The sequence below is a fragment of the Acidovorax sp. SRB_24 genome (assembly GCF_012931925.1).
Genome location: NZ_MWOM01000069.1, coordinates 1 through 18718 on the forward strand (window position 1 = coordinate 1; position 18718 = coordinate 18718).

The following is an 18718-nucleotide window of genomic DNA, read 5'->3' on the forward strand; positions in this document are numbered from 1 at the left end:
CCGGCGCCGCCGGCACGCCCGGGGCCGCGGCGGCCGCGGAGGCCAGGGCGGCACGCGCGGGCGCCTCCTCAGCGGGGAGCTCAGGCGGCGTCAGTGTTTTTTTTTCTGCCGTGCCGCCGGCGGGCTTGAAGGCCAGCAGGCGCAGCAGCGCCATGGTGAGCGCGGCGTATTCGTCGGGCGCCAGGCCCAGCTCGGCGCGCCCGTGCAGGCAGATGCTGTAGAGCAACTGGGTTTCGTCGGCCGGCAACAGCGCCGCCAGGCGTGCGGTCTCCACCGCGTCGGGGTCGCTGGCATCCACGACATCGGCCATCTGCGGCACGGCCTGCAGCACGGCCATGCGCTGCAGCACGGCGCCCATGTCTTCGAGCGTGGAGGCGGCAGACAGGCCGTTGACCCGCAGCACGTCGGCGGTTTCGACCACCGTCTTGCCGTCGCCCAGCGCCAGGGCGTCGATCAGGCGAAAGACGTAGGAGCGGTCGACGCTGCCCAGCATCAGGCGCACCGTGGGCTCTTCAAGCTTGCCGCTGCCAAAGGCAATCGCCTGGTCGGTCAGCGACAGGGCGTCGCGCATCGAGCCGCGCGCGGCGCGCGACAGCAGGCGCAGCGCCTGCGGCTCGGCAGGCACCTGCTCGGCGGCCAGCACCTGAGTGAGGTGGTCGAGCACGGTCTCGGGCGCCATGGGCCGCAGGTTGAACTGCAGGCAGCGCGACAGCACCGTGACCGGCACCTTCTGCGGATCGGTCGTCGCGAGCACGAACTTGAGGTATTCGGGGGGCTCTTCCAGCGTCTTCAGCATGGCATTGAAGGCCGTGTTGGTGAGCATGTGCACCTCGTCGATCATGAAGACCTTGAAGCGCCCCTGCACCGGCTTGTAGACCGCCTGCTCCAGCAGGCTCTGCACCTCGTCGACGCCGCGGTTGGAGGCCGCGTCGAGCTCGGTGTAATCCACAAAACGGCCGCTGTCGATGTCCCGGCAGGCCTGGCACACGCCGCAGGGCGTGGCCGTGATGCCGCCCTGCCCGTCGGCGCCCTGGCAGTTGAGCGATTTGGCCAGAATGCGCGACACGGTGGTCTTGCCCACGCCGCGCGTCCCCGTGAACAGGTAGGCGTGGTGCAGGCGCTGCTGCGTGAGCGCGTTGGTGAGGGCCTGCACCACGTGCTCCTGCCCCACCATTTCGGTAAAGTTACGGGGACGGTATTTGCGGGCCAGCACAAGATAGGACATGGGGGCTGATTCTATGTGCGCGCACGCCACGCCTTCAGCGGCGCTTCATGTTGCCGCGCCACCATGTGGTCTCTTGACAAGGAAAGCCGAACATGGACACCCCACCCACCCTCCGCCGCTACAACCGCTCCTCCATGGCCTTGCACTGGCTCATGGCCGTGCTGCTCGCGGCCACGGTCGCGGCCATAGAACTCAAGGGCATCTACCCCAAGGGCAGCCCGGGGCGCGCGCTTCTCCAGTCGGTGCATTTCAGCCTGGGTCTGTCCGTTTTTGGCCTGGTCTGGCTGCGCCTGCTGGCGCGTGCGCTGGGCACGGCGCCGCCCATCACGCCCGCGCCGCCCGCCTGGCAAACGCGGCTGGCCCACCTGGTGCACGCCGCGCTCTACCTCTTGATGATCGGCCTGCCCCTCCTGGGCTGGCTGAGCCTGAGCGCCCAGGGCCAGCCGGTGGCCTTGCCCTGGGGCGTGCCCCTGCCGCTGGCGCCCCTGGCCGAGAGCCGCGACACGGCCCGCTGGCTCAAGGACCTGCACGAAACCGGCGCCACGGTGGGCTTTGTGCTCGTCGGCCTGCACACCGCCGCCGCACTGCTGCACCACTATGGGCTGCGCGACAACACCCTGCCGCGCATGCTGCCGGGCCAGCGCTGAGCGCACCGCTCCTAGCGCCATCGCTTACAATACGCTCTGACGGGCCTCCCCGCATGGTCAAGCGGCCAACCGGGTCAGGTGGGGAACCAAGCAGCCCTAACTGTGGAGCCAGTGCCGGGGGCAAGGCTCGTCAACTACATATCGATTTTCGGTTTCTCCTCTGAAACCGGCGATCTCCAAGGCTGGCGCGGACTTCAACGCGATTCGATGTGCTCCGGACGTGTGAACCTGACACCTCTGGAGTACCCACAATGGCATCCCCCCTAGACCGATTCCCCGCCTGACGCGCAGGCGTCAGACGTTCTTCCTGACCATCGTCAAGCCGGTAGACCTCAAACGCGGCCCCTCCGACCGCTACGCCTTCAGGGCCACTCTTGGCACCCGAGACGAGTCGGTTGCCCGCATCAAAGCCCTGTCGATCCGCGCAGACCTTGAGACGCAATGGGCCGCTGAACGTGAGCGCCGACGCCCACAACCTGCCATAGCCACTCGCTGAAGGCCGACGTTGCTGACGGACCGGATGACCGCTTTCAGGGTTTTCGACTGACAACAATTGGTCGGTTCCGCCAGTTCGCAGCCCGTGAGAGCTGCCTTCCAGCATCGTCCAGCTTATCCCCAAAATTCTGCGGGATACATTACGTTAGGCGGCGCAAACTCCGACGGAGCGATACTTTCGGTTCGTTCCCTCACAACACAAGAGAAACGCCATGAACTCAGTGGTTCACTTCGAGATGCCGTATGACGATCAGGCGCGCATGACCAAGTTCTATGAGCAGGCCTTTGGCTGGCAGACCAAGGCACTTGGCGAGGCAATGGGAAACTATGTTCTTGCAACAACGACCGAGACTGACGAACGGGGTCCCAAGAAGCCAGGAGCAATCAACGGCGGCTTCTTCCCCAAGAAGCCGGATTGGCCAGCACAACATCCGTCCGTTGTCATCGCAGTCGACAACATCACCGAAGCAATGAAGCAGGTGCAACGGGCCGGAGGCTCCGTGCTTGGCGAACCTATGGAAATACCGGGCGTCGGGCAGTATGTATCGTTCACCGATACAGAAGGCAACCGAGTGAGCATGCTTCAACCTACCCCGCGCAACTGAGACAAAAGCAGGCAATGGGTGCCGGCCAGAAAGCGCCGCTTAACCCACATTCAGGCGCTGAACGCCGCCATCATTTGTTTGAAGAGAGGTTGCACGCTGTCAAGAAGGCTGTGTCCCAGGCGGGCATTTGCAAGCTCGTATCGATGCAGACCCTGCGCCACAGCTTTGCCACGCACTTGCTGCAATCAGGCCCCGATATCCGAGCAACTGTTTTTTGTTCAGGCATAGTCCTGAGCATCAAAAACAAGGTGGGAGATAGGAAATGGCACGTGCGAAGAAGACCCCTGACCCGTTGCGACTGCAAATGCACGCGTGGAGCATGCAGCCGCAGAGAAGCGGAAGCGAGCGCAACGACCGTTTCCTGCGACTCCGTTTGAGGAAGCCCTGGCTTTCGCGAGGACGATCTACGCGTTCGGAAGTGGGCAACCTGTTCGGAGGCTTAGCGTCTTTGATCATCTCGGCAAGTCGCCCGAGAGCGGCCCCAGCCGTCAACTGATCGTCAACGCCAACAAGTACGGCTTGATAGAAGGCGGCTACCAAGCGGATCACCTGAAGATCACCGCCGACGGATTGAAGGCGGTGGATACCGACCCGGCACCACGCGAACAGGCGAAGGCGCGGGTCAAGCTGGCCATTGAAGACATCGCGCCATTTGCAGGCCTCTATGGCCCGCTTCGTCTCTAACAAACTGCCCGCCCGGGCCGCCTTGATCGATGCGGCCAAAGACGTGGGCGTAGCCGACGAGATGAGTGAAGAGTGCGTCGACACTTTCATCGTCAACCTCCGCTTCGTTGGCTTACTACAGACGCTCTCCGGCGCCGAGCGGATCATTACGGTCGATCATCTTCTTGACTCGCTTCCAGCAACCCAAGGCCGGGTGGCGGGTGCTCCCTCTTCATCGACGCACAGCGGGCGAGCCGCGCCCTCAGTCGACGGGCGAAGCGAGCGAACTCACGCGATTGTCACTACAGAACAAGCACACTTTGAGACTACGTGTTTCTACGTCACGCCGATTGGCGAAGATGGCAGCGATCAGCGTAAGCATGCCGACCTGTTCCTCGGCTCCCTGATCGAACCGGCACTTGAACAGTTTGGATTGAAGGTGGTTCGCGCAGACATGATCGACAAACCCGGGACGATCACGAGGCAGATCATCGAATACCTGTTGCGCTCCCGTCTCGTCATCGCCGATCTGTCTTTCCACAACCCAAACGTTTTCTACGAACTTGCCCTACGCCATGCAGTGCGATTACCGGTCGTTCAGCTTGTTCGTGCGGCTGATCGGATCCCCTTCGACCTGAACCAGATTCGCACCGTACGCATCGACACCAGCGGGCTGCACGAGTTCGTCCCAAAGATCGAGACCTACCGGTCCGAGATCGCGAGCCAAGTTCGGCGGGCACTGGATGACCCGGACGCGGTTGACAACCCAATCACCACTTACTACCCGAGCATGAGAGTCCACATCGACGGCGCCCCAAGCCATTCGTAGCCCATGGCGGCCTGTCACTCGTGTGTGAACTTTGTGTGCTCCTCTGAGGGTGGCACAATGCCATTTCCCCTCTGGAGCACTACGTAAAACGTAGGTCTCGTCAACTTCTTCTCAAAAAGCCTGCCGGACACAATGCCCGGCAGGCTTTTTTATGGGCGCCCCGGCCTCAGTGGCGGCCACGGGGCTTCTTGGGATCTGCAGCGTCCCCGCTTTTGGCTTTGCCCTGCCCCAGGCGCGATTCCGTGCCTTGGATCAGCCGTCCGATATTTTCTCTGTGGCGCCAGGCCAGCAGGGCCGACATGGCGACGATGGCCGCGGCGATGCTGCGCTCGGCGTCCCAGACCACGCCGCCGCCGAGCAGGTAGAACATCGGCGCAAACACCGCTGATGCGAGCGAGGCCAGCGACGAATAGCGCAAGAAGAACGCCACAATCACCCAGGTGGCCAGCGTGGCCAGCCCCAGCCAGCCGCTGAAGCCCAGCAGCACGCCCAGCGCCGTGGCCACGCCCTTGCCGCCCTGGAAGCGGAAGAACACCGGCCACAGGTGGCCGAGGAAGGCCGCGAGCCCGACCAAGGCCTGCGTGCCCTCTTCGAGCCCGTACGGCGCGCCGAACCAGCGCACCAGCACCACCGGCAGCCAGCCCTTGGCCGCGTCGAGCAGCAAGGTCACCACGGCGGCCGCCTTGCTGCCCGATCGCAGCACGTTGGTGGCGCCGGGGTTCTTGCTGCCGAAGGTGCGCGGGTCGCTCAGGCCCATGGCCCGGCTCACGATCACGGCAAACGACAGCGAGCCGAGCAAATAGGCGGCAATGACCGCCAGGGCGGAATAAACGATGGGCACGGGTGACTCTCCTTGTTTTTTGATTCGGGCAGCGGCTGCCGCTGCAGCGCGGCGCCATTCTGCCAGCCGGCCCGGCCTGCGCTAGTCGGCCAGGGCACAGGCCACGGGCTTGGCGCCCAGCAGCTGCACGCAGACCTGCGGGTCGATCTGCACCAGATAGCCGCGCCGCCCGCCGTTGATGGCGATGCGCGGCAGCGCCAGGATGCTCTCTTCGATGTACACCGGCATGGCGCGGCGCGTGCCAAACGGCGAGGTGCCGCCCACCAGGTACCCGCTGTGGCGGTTCGCCACCTCGGGCGTGCAGGGCTCGACGCTCTTGGCGCCGATCTGGCGCGCCAGGTTCTTGGTCGACACCTTGCGGTTGCCGTGCATCAGCATCAGCAGCGGCTTGGCGTCCTGGTCCTGCATGACCAGGGTCTTGACGACGCAGAACGGGTCCAGGCCCAGCACCTCGGCGCTGTGCAGCGCGCCGCCGTGCTCCAGGTATTCATACGGGTGGCCGGTGAAATCCACCCGGTGCGCCTTGAGCAGTTGCGTCGCGGGCGTCTCGCTCACATGCCCGGCCTTGGGGTCTTTTTTTGCCATGTTCTTAAAAAGGATAGCTGCCAGCGCAGGCGGGGCCTGCGCTGGAGGCCGATGGGACCGCTGTGGGCGGCTCAGATCGCCGGGTCATGCATCTCCGCGCGGAGCGCGTCGATGGCCGCCAGCAGGTCAGGCGCCAGCGTAGTGCCCCAGGCGTCGAGGTCTTCGTCGAGCTGTGCCAGCGAGGTCACGCCGATGATGGTGCTGGCCACCTGCCACTTGGTGTAGCAGAACGCCAGGGCCATCTGCGTCGGCGTGAGGCCGTGTTCGCGTGCCAGCGCGTTGTAGCGGCGCGCGGCCGCCAGCGCCTCGGGCCGGCCCCAGCGCTGCTTGCGCACCGATTCGTAGCGCGCCATGCGTGCACCCTTCGGCGCATCCGGGCCGGTGGTGCCGCTGGCGTCGAACTTGCCCGTGAGCAGGCCGAAGGCCAGCGGCGAATAGGCGAGCAGCGACACGCCCAGGCGGTGGCAGGTCTCGTCGAGCGCGTTCTCGTAACTGCGGTTGAGCAGGCAGTACGGGTTTTGCACCGAGGCGACGCGCGGCAGGCCATGCTGCTCGGCCAGGCGCACGAACTCGTGCACGCCGTAGGGCGTCTCGTTCGACAGGCCGATGGCGCGGACCTTGCCCGCCTTGACCAGCCCCGCCAGCGCGTCGAGCTGGTCGTGGATCGGCGTTTGCGAAGTCTCCTTGGCAGGGTCGTAGTACTTGGCGCCGAAGGCCGGCACATGGCGCTCGGGCCAGTGGATCTGGTAGAGGTCGATCACCTCGGTCTGCAGCCGGCGCAGGCTGGCGTCGCACGAGGCGACGATGTCGGCCGCTGTCATGCCGCTGCCTTCGCGGATCCACGGCATGCCGCGCGACGGCCCGGCCACCTTACTCGCGACCACCAGCTTCTGGCGTGCGCCAGGGTTCTTGGCAAACCAGTTGCCGATGATGGTCTCGGTCGCGCCATAGGTCTCGGCACGGGCGGGCACGGCGTACATCTCGGCCGTGTCGATGAAGTTCACGCCGCGTTCGAGCGCGCGCGCCAGGATGGCGTGGGCATCGGCTTCGCTCACCTGTTCACCAAAAGTCATGGTGCCCAGGCAGATGGGGGTGACGTGCAGGTCGCTCTGTCCGAGCCGGGTGGTGTGCATGCTGAGGTTGCCTCCGTTTTGAAGCGGGCCAGTTTACGGGCGCAGGCGCATTCCTGCCGGCGCCCGCGCCGCTTGGCAGACCGGCGGGGTGGATTGATTGCTATCGAAAGGAGAGCTGCAGGCGCAGACCCCTTCTACACTTCATACACCAAATCGCCCCGAAACCCAACAAATTCCAGCGCTGACTGCTCATGTTTCCGTAGCACAGCGCGGCGCCCGCGGCGCCTCAGGGCGCCAGGCCCCACACCGTGCGCAGCGCCGACAGCGTGGCCACGGTGGCCGGGTCGTGCTCGGCGGCGCGCGGGTAGATGAAGCTCAGCAGCGCACCCACGCGGGCATGCGGCCAGATCACGATCTCGCCGCGCTCGCTGGCCGGCAGCGCCACGTCCTCGCGCAGCAGCGACAGGCCGACACCGGCGCGCACCAGGCTTTGCGGCAGCGACACCTCGTCCGACTCGATCACCTGGCGCGGCGTAAAGCCCTGGCGCGCAAACAGGTCCTTGAGCAGAGTTTGCACATGGTGCTGCACGGGCGCGCCGATCCAGGGCATGGCGGCAATGTCGCGCCAGCCCGCATGCAGCAGCTTCTGGCGAAAGCTGAACGGCCCGGCGATGCGGTACTGCAGCGTCTGCAGCGCCAGGCCCGCCACCTCGCGCGGAATGTGCGGGCCGATGTAGAACGCGCCCTGCAGCGCGCCGGCCGCCACCTGCTCGCGCAGCGCCTCGGCCGGGGCGTTGCGCGTCCGGATGTCCAGCAGCGGCAGGCTGCGCACCAGCGTGCCCAGCAGCGAGCCCAGGCGCAGCGAATCGGGGTCGGCCACGGTGCCCAGCGTCAGCGTGCCGGTCACCTCGCCCTGCAGGTCGCGCGCCTTGCCCAGCAGGTGGCCGGCGGCCGTGAGCACCTGCTCGGCCTCGGGCAGCAGCGCCTCGCCCGCGCGCGTGAGGCTGATGCGCCCGGGGCGCCGGTCGAACAGCGCCACCCCGAGCTCTTCCTCCAGCGCCTTGATCTGCGCGCTGATGGCCGGCTGCGTCAGGTGCAGCGCCTCGGCCGTGCGCGTGATGTGGCCGAGCTGGGCGGCGGTGACGAAGGCACGTAGCTGGTAGATCTCCATGGGGGCGCAGCGTAACGCGGACGGGCGGCTCAGCTGCCCAGAAAGCGCACCTGCGTCGGCTCGATGCCCAGCTGCACCTGCGCGCCCGGCGGAAACATCGCCAGGCCCGCGTAGTGCGGCTGGTCGGTGATCAGCGCCAGCTCGCCCACGCGCACGCGGTAGCGCGAGAACTCGCCCAGGAATTCGGCGCTCTCGACCTGGCCGTCGAGCCACAGGCGCGAGGCATCGACCTGCTCGTCGCGCACGCAGATGTGGACCTGGTGCGGGCGAAACGCCAGCGCCGCCGCACCGACGGCGGGCGCTTCCTGCGGGCGCGGCAGGCGCAGCGTGCCCAGGCCCTGCACGTCGAAGCTCACGGTCTCGCCGCTCACGGCCGTGACGCGGCCTTCGAGCACGTTGGCGGTGCCGACGAAGCCGGCCACGAAGCGGTTGTGCGGAAAGTCGTAGAGCCCGGCCGCCGAGCCGATCTGCTGCAGGATGCCCTTGTCGAGCACGGCCATGCGGTCGGCCGTGGTCATGGCCTCTTCCTGGTCGTGCGTGACGAAGATGGTCGTCAGGCCCAGCTTGCGCTGCAGGTTCTTGAGCTCCTCGCGCATCTGCACGCGCAGCTGCTTGTCGAGGTTGGACAGCGGCTCGTCGAGCAGCAGCAGCTTGGGCTCGATGACCACGGTGCGCGCCAGCGCCACGCGCTGCTGCTGGCCGCCCGAGAGCTGGCCAGGGCGGCGCTTGGCGTACTGCGACAGGCCGACGAGCTCGAGCACGGCGCCGACCTTGCGGCGGATCGCATCGCGGCTCTCGCGCCGCTCGACCAGGCCGAAGGCGACGTTGTCCCAGACGGTCATGTGCGGCCACAGCGCGTAGTTCTGGAACACCATGCCGATGTTGCGCGCGTGCGGCGGCGTGCCGGTGATGTCCTGGCCATCGACCAGCAGCTCGCCGCGCTGGTGCTGGTTGAAGCCGGCAATCAGCCGCAGCAGCGTCGACTTGCCCGAGCCCGAGGGCCCGAGCAGCGCGAAGAATTCGCCCGGCTCGATTGTCAAAGTGACGTCGCGCAGCACTTCGGTCGTGCCATAGCTCAGGCTGATGTGGCGGGCTTCGAGGGAGACTTGGTTCAGTTGCATGGGAAGACCTTTGTGTCCTTGGTCAGGCCTGCGCGGCCTGCACCGTGGCGCGCGAGCGCTCGACGAAGCGGTGCGAAAAATACGTGCCCAGGCCGACCACGACCACGGCCAGCACGCCGAGCGCGGCGCCCGGCCCGCGGCCCGAGATGCTTTGCATGTAGAGGTAGATGCCATAGCTCATCGGCGCCTGGCTCTGCGCCGAGGCCAGCAGGATGGTGGCCGACAGTTCGACGGCGGCCGTGATGAAACTCGTGACGAAGCCGGCCAGGATGCCGCCCGCCATCAGCGGCACCATCACGCGCCGGATGGTGCTGGCGCGCGTGGCGCCCAGGCTCTGCGCGGCCTCTTCGAGCGAGACATGCACCTGCTGCAGCGCCGCCATGCACGAGCGCAGCGCGTACGGCAGGCGCCGCACCGCATAGGCCAGCATGATCAGCACCGCCGTGGTGACGACCGGCGTGTCGGTGAACGGCAGGTTCACGCCCTTGAACATGCGCAGGTAGCCAATCGCCAGCACCAGGCCCGGAATGGCCAGCGCGGCCGACGCCAGGTAGTCGAGCCACTGGCGCGCCGGCAGCGTGGTGCGCAGGATCAGGTAGGCGATCGCGGTGCCGATGACGACGTCCAGGCCCGCCGAGGTCAGGCAGTACAAAAGCGTGTTGCCGATCATTCCGCCCGCGTCGGTGAACACCGTGGCGTAGTGCTCGAGCGTGTAGGCGTCGGGCAGCACCGAGAAGCTCCAGACCTTGGAAAAAGACATCAGCAGGATGCCGATGTGCGGCGCCAGCGTGATGAGCAGCACGAAGCCGATCCAGCCATAGGCCAGCAGCGACTCCCAGCCCGAGAGGCGGCGCTTTTGCAGCGCGCTGCCGCCCTTTTGCAGCGTCGCGTAGTCCTTGCCCTTCATCACGCGCGCGGCCATCCACAGCGCCAGGATCGAGAACACGATCATGATCACGCTGATGACGTAGCCCAGCGGGTCGTCGATGCCCACGGACGTGATGCGCAGGTAGGCCTGCGGCGCGAGCATGTTGGTCACGCCCATCACCAGCGGCGTGCCCAAGTCGTCGAACACCTTGACAAAGACCAGCGCCGCGCCTGCGAGATACCCGGGCATCGCGAGCGGAAAGATCACGCGCCGGAACAGCCGCCAGCCGCGCGCGCCCAGGTTCAGCGCCGACTCCTCCATCGCGCCGTCGATGTTGCGCATCGCCGCGACCAGGTTCAGCAGGATGAACGGGAAGTAGTGGATGCTCTCGACAAAAGTCACGCCGACGAGCCCGTCCATGATCGGCACCGTGAAGCCGAAGGCGTCGTTCAAGAGCAGGTTCACCGAGCCGTTGCGGCCGAAGATCAGCTGCAGCGCCACCGCGCCGACGAACGGCGGCATGATCAGCGGCAGCACGCCCAGCGTCTGGATCAGCAGCGCGCCGCGGAACTCGAAGCGCACCGTGAGGTAGGCCAGCGGCACCGCGATCAGGCTGGCAAAGAACACGCTGGCCAGCGACACGCACAGGCTGTTGAAGAACGACTCGCGGAACACGTCTTGCGCGAAGAAATTGCCGAAGTGCCCGAGCGTGAGGCCGCCGGTCTCGTTGATGAACGCGGTGTAGACCACCAGGCCCACCGGCACGACCAGGAACAGCAGCAGAAACGCCAGGATCAGCGCGAAGGCCAGCCACGGCCCGGCACTGGCGGCCAGGCGCCACGGGCGCGGCGCCGCGGTGGGGCGCCCCGGCAGGCGGGGCTCCGAAAGAACAGCAGTCATGGGTCAGGCTTTCATCAAGGCGCACTCGGCCGCGCCGAGCCACGCCACAGCGGTCGGCCACGGCAGCGCAGGGCGAGGCCAGTGGCCGGCGGACTTACTTGGCCAGCGCGCGCGCGTCGCTGGCGAGCTTGGTGGCGCGCTCGTAGTTGTCGCGCGCCTTGGTGGCCCAGAGCTGCTCGAGCCCAGTGAGCTGCTTGGAGACCGCCACGTCGCGCCGGTTCTTGCGGAACAGCTCCAGGAACTCCTCGTTCTTGACGTTGTCCGCGCCGACCAGCGGCGCATAGGCCACATCGCGCGCCTGGCGCACCAGGGCGCTGCCCTGGGCATTGGGCTTGGCCTTGAGGGCTTTCTCCGCGTCCTGGATGGCCTTGGTCGCGGCCTGCAGCTCCTTCAGGCGGAAGGTCACCATCTGGTCGAACAGGCTGGTGACGACCTGGTAGCGCGCTTCGGACAGGTTGGCGTCGAACTGCACCTTGGCGCGCTTGGCCACGTCCTGCGGCACGGGGTAGCCCGCAGGCGCCTTGAGCAGGTTGTACGGCAGGATCGGCAGGCGGCTGATCTTCGGGTCGAACAGCAGCTGCTGGCCCGCCGCCGACATGCTGAAGGCCATGAACTTCTTGGCCTCGTCGGGGTTCTTGCCGCCGGCGATCAGGCCGATGTTGGCCGGAACCACGGCCGTCATGCTGGGGTAGGCGAAGTCGACCGGGTAGCCCGAGTACTTGCCCGCCAGGCCGAAGAAGTCGATCACGATGCCGATGCCGTACTGGCCGTTGTTCACGCCGTCGGGCACGGCAAAGCTGCGGTCGGTCACGGCGGCGGCATTGCCCATCATGGCCAGCAGCTGCGACCAGCCCTTGTCCCAGCCCTCGCCCTGCAGGATGGTCTCGACGGTGAGCTGCGTGGTGCCCGAGCGCGAGGGCGACGAGATCGCGATGTGGCCGAAGTATTCGGGGCGCGTCAGGTCGCTCCACTCCTTGGGGGCGGCGAGCTTGTGGGCCTGCAGGTAGCGGGTGTTCCACATGATCCCGTAGCCGGCCAGCGCCTGGCCGTAGTACAGGCCGTGCGGGTCGTTGAGCGGGTAGTTGCCGATCTTGGCCGGCGCACTCTTGTTCACGGTCTCGGGCGCGGGGGCCAGCAGCTTGTTGCGCGCGAGCACCTCGAAGGCGTCGGGCGCCGAAGCCCACATCACGTCGGGCCGCTGGCCCTCGGCGAGTTCGCGCACGTAGGCGATCGCCGCCGTGGTGTTCTTGTTCAGGATCTCGAGCTTGACGCCGGGGTTCTGCGCTTCGAAGGCCTTCTGGTACGCGGTCGTGAGCTCCTTGGGGAACGAGGTCAGCACCGTCACGGTGCCGGCCTGGGCGCCTGGCAGCACGCCGAACGCGCCCCACAGACCGGCGACCACGGCCCCGAGGAATACCCGGCTTCTTCTGCGTTGTTGCATGGCTGTCTCCTGGTGTTGTATGGCAGATGCGGCCGACTCTAGGGCGGCTGCGCGGCAAAGACCAATCATTGTTCGTGATGGAGCGCATCAGCGACAGGAGCGCGCGGGTTATCCCTGACGCAGGGCGCCGCGCGCTGCGCCTTGTCCCTGCCTTGACTGACGGGGCGCGCCGCAAGCCGAAATAATCCGTGCCATGTACCAAGCCACACGCCCTTCCCGCTCCGAATTTGTTCCGATCCGCTCGCTGCGCTACCACGTCCGGCGCTGGGGCACGCCCCAGACGGGCGCGGCGCCGCTGGTGCTGGTGCACGGCTGGATGGACGTGGGCGCGTCGTACCAGTTCGTGGTCGATGCGCTCTCGCCGGCGTTTGCCGCAGGGCGGGAGATCATCGCGCCCGACTGGCGTGGTTTCGGCCTGACCGAGCCGCCGGCGGGCACCGACCACTATGTCTTTGCCGACTACCTGGCCGACCTGGACCAGCTGCTGGACCATTGCGCGCCCAGCCAGGCCATCGACCTGGTGGGCCACAGCATGGGCGGCAACGTCGCCATGATGTACGCCGGCGTGCGCCCCGAGCGCGTGCGCCGGCTGGTCAACCTCGAGGGCTTTGGCATGCCGGCCACGCAGCCGTCGAAGGCGCCGCAGCGCTACGCGCAGTGGATGGACGAGCTCAAGAGCCTGCAGCGCGGCGAACTGGCGCTCAAGGGCTACGACAGCGCCACCGGCGTGGCGCAGCGCCTCATGAAAACCAACCCGCGCCTGCGCGCCGACAAGGCCGCGTGGCTGGCGCAGCACTGGGCGCGGCCCAACGCGCAGGGGCTCTGGGACATCCTCGGCGACCCGGCGCACAAGGTCACCAGCGCGCAGCTCTACCGCGTGGACGAGGCGCTGGCCCTCTACCGCGCCATCACCGCGCCCACGCTGGCCATCGAGGCCAGCGACGACAGCCTGGGCCAGTGGTGGAAACACAGGTACACGCTGGCCGAGTACCACGAGCGCCTGGAGTCCGTGCCCGACTGCCGCTGCGCCGTGGTGCAGGACGCCGGCCACATGCTGCACCACGACCAGCCGCAGGCCGTGGCCGCGCTGATCGAGGACTTTCTGCGCTGACCTTCAGCCAAATCTGCCTCCAGCTCTTTGTGCACCGGCGCTCATAGCTATTATTTTTAATATGTGCGCTGCGCGCGCCCGCCGGCAGCCGGCCTGCGGGCGGCGCTTTGGCGCAGATCAGGGGCTTGGCGGCCACCACGTCGGGTCCATGAGAAAATCGCGGTCTATTTCACCGAACACACAGGACAGCACCATGGACGCAGAACACATCAACCAGATCGGCAACACCCTCATCGACCTGTCCGAGCGCACGCAAGAGTTACGGGGGTATCTTTGACTACGATGCCAAATTTGAACGCCTGCGCACGGTAAACGCCTCGCTCGAAGACCCGGCCGTCTGGAACGACCCGAAGAAGGCCCAGGACCTGGGCAAGGAAAAGAAGTCGCTCGATAACGTGGTGCTCACGCTCGAGCGCCTGACGCGCGAGCTGGCCGACAACACCGAACTCTACGAGATGAGCGTGGAGGAAGGCAACGACGCCGACCTGATGGCCATCGCCGCGGAAGCCGCCAAGCTGCAGCCCGAGATCGAAGAACTCGAGTTCCGCCGCATGTTCCGCCACGAGGCCGACCCGCTCAGCTGCTTCCTCGACATCCAGGCCGGTGCCGGCGGCACCGAAGCCTGCGACTGGGCCGGCATGCTGCTGCGCCAGTACCTGCGCTACGCCGAGCGCAAGGGCTTCAAGACCAGCGTCGACGATGAAACCCCGGGCGACGTCGCCGGCATCAAGGGCGCGACGATCCACATCGAGGGCGAGTACGCCTATGGCCTGCTGCGCACCGAAACCGGCGTGCACCGCCTGGTGCGCAAGAGCCCGTTCGACAGCTCGGGCGGTCGCCACACGAGCTTTGCCAGCGTGTTCGTCTACCCCGAGATCGACGACTCGATCCAGATCGACATCAACCCGTCGGACGTGCGCACCGACACCTACCGCGCCTCGGGCGCGGGCGGCCAGCACATCAACAAGACCGACTCCGCGGTGCGCCTCACGCACATCCCCACCGGCATCGTGGTGCAGTGCCAGGACGGCCGCAGCCAGCATGGCAACCGCGACATCGCCTGGCAGCGCCTGCGCTCCAAGCTCTACGACTTCGAGATGCGCAAACGCCAGGAAGAGGCCCAAAAGCTCGAGGACACCAAGACCGACGTCGGCTGGGGCCACCAGATCCGCTCGTACGTGCTCGACAACAGCCGCATCAAAGACCTGCGCACGAACGTCGAAATCTCCGCCACGCAGAAAGTGCTGGACGGCGATCTCGACGCCTTCATCGAAGCCTCGCTCAAGCAAGGCGTATAAGGAGAACCATGTTGCCAATGCGTGACGGACAGGCGCCAGCCACCGCGATCCTGCGGAGCGACTACCAGGCACCGGCCTGGTGGATCGACACCGTGGACCTGGCGTTCGACCTCGATCCTGCCAAAACGCGGGTGCTCAACAAGATGCGCCTGCGCCGCAACCCGGAGGTGCCCGCGCAAGCGTTGCGCCTGGACGGGGAAGACCTCAATCTCTCGCGCGTGCTGGTCAACGGCGCGGGCACCTCGTTCAAGATGGACGCAGGCCAGCTGGTGCTCGAGAACCTGCCCGAGGGCGACGCGCCGTTCGACCTGGAGATCTTCACCACCTGCTGCCCGGACAAGAACACGCAGCTGTCGGGCCTGTACGTCAGCCAGGGTACGTTCTTCACGCAGTGCGAGGCCGAAGGGTTTCGCCGCATCACCTACTTCCTCGACCGTCCCGACGTCATGGCCAGCTACAGCGTGGTGCTGCGCGCCGACAAGGCGCAGTACCCGGTGCTGCTGTCCAACGGCAACCTGGTCGAGCACGGCGACCTGGAAGGCGGGCGCCACTTTGCCAAGTGGGTCGACCCGCACAAGAAGCCCAGCTACCTGTTCGCGCTGGTCGCGGGCACGCTGGTGGCGCGCCAGCAGCGCATCACCTCGCGTGCCGGAAACGAGCATCTTCTAGAGGTCTACGTGCGCCCCGGCGACCTGGGCAAGACCGAACACGCGATGAACTCGCTGATGGCCAGCGTCGCCTGGGACGAGGCGCGCTTTGGCCTGTCGCTTGATCTGGAGCGCTTCATGATCGTCGCCACCAGCGACTTCAACATGGGCGCGATGGAAAACAAGGGCCTGAACATCTTCAACACGAAGTACGTGCTGGCGAGTGAATCCACCGCGACCGACACCGACTTCGCCAACATTGAGAGCGTGGTCGGGCACGAGTACTTCCACAACTGGACCGGCAACCGCATCACCTGCCGCGACTGGTTCCAGCTGAGCCTGAAGGAGGGCCTGACGGTCTTCCGCGATCAGGAGTTCAGCATGGACATGGCCGGCAGCCCGTCGGCCCGCGCCGTCAAGCGCATCGAAGACGTGCGCGTGCTGCGCACCGCCCAGTTCCCCGAGGACGCCGGCCCCATGGCGCACCCGGTGCGCCCCGACAGCTACGTCGAAATCAACAACTTCTACACCGTCACGATCTACGAGAAGGGTGCGGAAGTGGTGCGCATGATGCACACGCTTGTCGGGCGCGAAGGCTTTGCGCGCGGCATGAAGCTGTACTTCGAGCGCCACGACGGCCAGGCCGTGACCTGCGACGATTTCGCGGCCGCGATTGCCGACGCCAACCCGGCGAGCGACCTGGCGCGCCTGCTGCCGCAGTTCAAGCGCTGGTACAGCCAGGCCGGCACGCCGCGCGTGCGCGCCACGGGCCGGTACGACGCCGCGGCACGCACCTACACGCTCACACTGGCGCAAAGCTGCGCGCCCACGCCGGGCCAGCCGGTGAAGGAGCCGTTTGTCATCCCGGTCGAACTCGGCCTGCTGGCGCAGGACGGCAGCACCCTGCCCCTGCAACTGGCCGGCGAAGACGCTGCGGGCGCCACCTCGCGCACCGTCGTGCTGTCCGAACCGAGCCAGACGCTGGTCTTCACCCACATCGACAGCGCCCCGGTGCCCTCGCTGCTGCGCCACTTCAGCGCGCCGGTGGTCCTCGACGTGGACTACAGCGATGCCGATCTGCTGGCGCTGCTGGCACACGACGCCGACGCCTTCAACCGCTGGGAGGCCGGCCAGCGCCTGGTGCTGCGCTGCGCTATCAATGCCATAGCTGCCAGCGCAGACCCCATCATCGCTGCAGGCATTTTTGACCAAAAATTCCTGACCGAGTCGGTGCTGCAGGCACTGCGCAGCGTGCTGCGCGACCCGGCCCTGGACGCCGCCTATAAGGAGCTGGTGCTGACGCTGCCGTCGGAAACCTACCTCGCCGAGCAGCTCGACGTGGTCGATCCGCAGCGCGTGCACGCCGTGCGCGAAGCCATGCGCGCACAGCTGGCGCTGGCGCTGCACAGCGACTGGCAATGGGCCTACGAGCAGCACCACAGCAACGGCGCCTACCGGCCCGATGCCGTGTCTGCGGGCCGGCGCGCACTCACCGGCATGGCCCTGTCCATGCTGTGCCTGGCCGCCCAGCACAGCGGCGATGCCGTCTGGCCCGGCAAGGCGCTGCAGCGCTTCAAGGACGCGGGCAACATGACCGACCGCATCAACGCCCTCAGCGCCCTCGTCGGCAGCGGCCACGCGCTGGCCGCGCCGGCGCTCGCGCGCTTTCATGCGCTGTTCAAGGACGAGCCGCTGGTGCTCGACAAATGGTTTGCGCTGCAGGCTGGCAGCCCCGACCGCGGCGGCAACGTGCTGCCCCTGGTCAAGCAGCTGCTGCAGCACCCGGACTTCTCGCTCAAGAACCCGAACCGCGCGCGCAGCGTGATCTTCAGCTACTGCAGCGGCAACCCCGGCGCCTTCCACCGCGCCGATGCGGCTGGCTATGTGTTCTGGTGCGAGCGCGTCTGCGAGCTCGACGCCATCAACCCGCAGGTGGCAGCCCGGCTGGCGCGCGCCCTCGACCGCTGGCAAAAGCTGGCAGAGCCGTGGCGCACCGCCGCGCACGAGGCCATCGCCCGCGTGGCGGCACGCGAAGGCCTCAGCAACGACGTGCGCGAAGTCGTCACGCGCGCGCTGGCCCCATGAATTGAACCGAAAGAACCCATGGCACAAAGAATCTCCCTCACCCGCTACCTCGTCGAACAGCAGCGCATCGACGGTCTCATCCCGGCCCAGCTGCGCCTGCTGCTCGAAGTGGTCGCGCGCGCCTGCAAGGGCATCAGCCAGGCCGTCAACAAGGGCGCGCTGGGCGGCGTGCTCGGCACCGCAGAGAGCGAAAACATCCAGGGCGAAATCCAGAAGAAGCTCGACATCATCGCCAACGAGGTGCTGATCGAGGCCAACGAATGGGGCGGCCACCTCGCCGCCATGGCGTCGGAAGAAATGGACGGCATCTATGTCGTGCCCAACCGCTATCCGCAGGGCGAATACCTGCTGCTGTTCGACCCCCTCGATGGCTCGAGCAACATCGACGTCAACGTCAGCATCGGCACCATCTTCAGCGTGCTCAAAAAGCCCGAAGGCGACCGCGGCGTCGAGGCCGGCGACTTCCTGCAGGCCGGCCACCAGCAGGTCGCTGCCGGCTACTGCGTGTATGGCCCGCAGACCACGCTGGTGCTCACGGTGGGCGACGGCGTGGCCATGTTCACGCTCGACCGCGAACAGGGCTCGTTCGTGCTCACGCAAGAGAACGTGCGCATTCCCGAAGACACGAAGGAATTCGCCATCAACATGAGCAACATGCGCCACTGGGACGCTCCCATCAAGCGCTATGTCGACGAATGCCTGCAAGGCGTCGAAGGCCCGCGCGGCAAGGACTTCAACATGCGCTGGATCGCCAGCATGGTGGCCGACGTGCACCGCATCCTCACGCGCGGCGGCATCTTCATGTACCCCTGGGACAAGCGCGAACCGAACAAGCCCGGCAAGCTGCGCCTGATGTACGAAGCCAACCCCATGGGCTGGATCGTCGAGCAGGCCGGCGGCGCCGCGACCAATGGCAAGCAGCGCATCCTCGACATCGAGCCCACCCAGCTGCACGAACGCGTCAGCGTCATTTTGGGTTCAAAAAATGAGGTCGAGCGCGTGACGGACTATCATTCGACGCTATAATTTGAGACTTCGCCGGTGTAGCTCAGTCGGTAGAGCAGCTCATTCGTAATGAGAAGGTCGGGTGTTCGATTCATCTCTCCGGCACCA

General features: G+C 66.6%; 16 protein-coding genes, 1 tRNA gene and 1 other RNA gene. 10 read left to right on the forward strand and 8 right to left on the reverse strand.

Features of this window, described 5'->3' with window-relative positions; translation table 11 throughout:
- Positions 1-1225: DNA polymerase III subunit gamma/tau (gene dnaX, locus B2J89_RS17755; RefSeq protein ID WP_169170297.1), on the reverse strand; the 1225-nt coding region annotated here is incomplete at its 3' end.
- A 92-nt stretch (positions 1226-1317) separates the two neighbouring features.
- Between dnaX and B2J89_RS17760 the strand changes: the two genes are divergently transcribed.
- The 5 genes from B2J89_RS17760 (at position 1318) to B2J89_RS17775 (ending at position 4464) form a co-directional block, all read left to right on the forward strand.
- Positions 1318-1872, forward strand: coding sequence for a cytochrome b (locus tag B2J89_RS17760; protein WP_169170298.1), 555 nt, complete (start codon positions 1318-1320; stop codon positions 1870-1872).
- A 38-nt stretch (positions 1873-1910) separates the two neighbouring features.
- Positions 1911-2007, forward strand: an RNA gene (gene ffs / locus B2J89_RS17765) — signal recognition particle sRNA small type.
- Between the two features lie 572 nt (positions 2008-2579).
- Entirely contained in the window at positions 2580-2972 is a 393-nt protein-coding gene (locus B2J89_RS17770) for a VOC family protein (protein WP_169170299.1), read from the forward strand.
- Between the two features lie 312 nt (positions 2973-3284).
- Positions 3285-3656 carry a hypothetical protein gene (locus B2J89_RS22500; RefSeq protein WP_205763877.1) on the forward strand — a complete coding sequence of 124 codons (372 nt, stop codon included), beginning with the start codon at positions 3285-3287 and terminating at the stop codon, positions 3654-3656.
- A complete protein-coding gene (locus tag B2J89_RS17775; RefSeq protein WP_205763878.1) occupies positions 3637-4464 on the forward strand; it encodes a hypothetical protein in 828 nt (275 codons plus the stop codon). Before B2J89_RS22500 ends, B2J89_RS17775 begins: the two co-directional genes overlap by 20 nt.
- Positions 4465-4630: 166 nt before the next feature.
- Here B2J89_RS17775 and plsY read toward each other — a convergent pair whose 3' ends face one another.
- The 7 genes from plsY to B2J89_RS17810 form a co-directional block, all read right to left on the reverse strand.
- Complete coding sequence (gene plsY, locus B2J89_RS17780) at positions 4631-5305, reverse strand: glycerol-3-phosphate 1-O-acyltransferase PlsY (protein ID WP_169168311.1); 675 nt, start codon at positions 5303-5305, stop codon at positions 4631-4633.
- Between the two features lie 81 nt (positions 5306-5386).
- Positions 5387-5890, reverse strand: coding sequence for an aminoacyl-tRNA deacylase (locus B2J89_RS17785; RefSeq protein WP_169168310.1), 504 nt, complete (start codon positions 5888-5890; stop codon positions 5387-5389).
- Between the two features lie 71 nt (positions 5891-5961).
- Positions 5962-7023, reverse strand: coding sequence for an aldo/keto reductase (locus B2J89_RS17790; RefSeq protein WP_169168309.1), 1062 nt, complete (start codon positions 7021-7023; stop codon positions 5962-5964).
- 226 nt (positions 7024-7249) lie between these two features.
- Complete coding sequence (locus tag B2J89_RS17795) at positions 7250-8134, reverse strand: LysR family transcriptional regulator (RefSeq protein ID WP_169168308.1); 885 nt, start codon at positions 8132-8134, stop codon at positions 7250-7252.
- A gap of 29 nt (positions 8135-8163) precedes the next feature.
- The gene (locus B2J89_RS17800; protein ID WP_173025246.1) at positions 8164-9249 is read right to left on the reverse strand and encodes an ABC transporter ATP-binding protein; all 1086 of its coding nucleotides are present in this window, start codon (positions 9247-9249) and stop codon (positions 8164-8166) included.
- 28 nt (positions 9250-9277) lie between these two features.
- Positions 9278-11023 carry an iron ABC transporter permease gene (locus B2J89_RS17805; protein ID WP_206042551.1) on the reverse strand — a complete coding sequence of 582 codons (1746 nt, stop codon included), beginning with the start codon at positions 11021-11023 and terminating at the stop codon, positions 9278-9280.
- A gap of 94 nt (positions 11024-11117) precedes the next feature.
- Positions 11118-12464, reverse strand: a complete 1347-nt coding sequence (locus B2J89_RS17810; RefSeq protein ID WP_169168306.1) for an ABC transporter substrate-binding protein — start codon at positions 12462-12464, stop codon at positions 11118-11120.
- Between the two features lie 193 nt (positions 12465-12657).
- On the opposite strand from B2J89_RS17810, the gene B2J89_RS17815 reads away from it, so the two are divergent.
- The 5 genes from B2J89_RS17815 to B2J89_RS17835 all read left to right on the forward strand — a co-directional run bounded on the left by B2J89_RS17815 (position 12658) and on the right by B2J89_RS17835 (position 18718).
- Positions 12658-13575 carry an alpha/beta fold hydrolase gene (locus B2J89_RS17815; RefSeq protein WP_169168305.1) on the forward strand — a complete coding sequence of 306 codons (918 nt, stop codon included), beginning with the start codon at positions 12658-12660 and terminating at the stop codon, positions 13573-13575.
- A gap of 193 nt (positions 13576-13768) precedes the next feature.
- Positions 13769-14873 (forward strand): peptide chain release factor 2 gene (gene prfB / locus B2J89_RS17820; RefSeq protein ID WP_169168304.1). Its coding sequence is split into 2 segments (ribosomal slippage): positions 13769-13849 and positions 13851-14873, totalling 1104 coding nucleotides; the frame shifts between segments, so codons are not numbered across the junction.
- Positions 14874-14890: 17 nt separating this feature from the next.
- The gene (gene pepN, locus B2J89_RS17825; protein ID WP_169168321.1) at positions 14891-17605 is read left to right on the forward strand and encodes an aminopeptidase N; all 2715 of its coding nucleotides are present in this window, start codon (positions 14891-14893) and stop codon (positions 17603-17605) included.
- Positions 17606-17623: 18 nt separating this feature from the next.
- The gene (locus B2J89_RS17830; RefSeq protein WP_169168303.1) at positions 17624-18631 is read left to right on the forward strand and encodes a class 1 fructose-bisphosphatase; all 1008 of its coding nucleotides are present in this window, start codon (positions 17624-17626) and stop codon (positions 18629-18631) included.
- Between the two features lie 11 nt (positions 18632-18642).
- Positions 18643-18718: transfer RNA gene (locus tag B2J89_RS17835), tRNA-Thr, on the forward strand.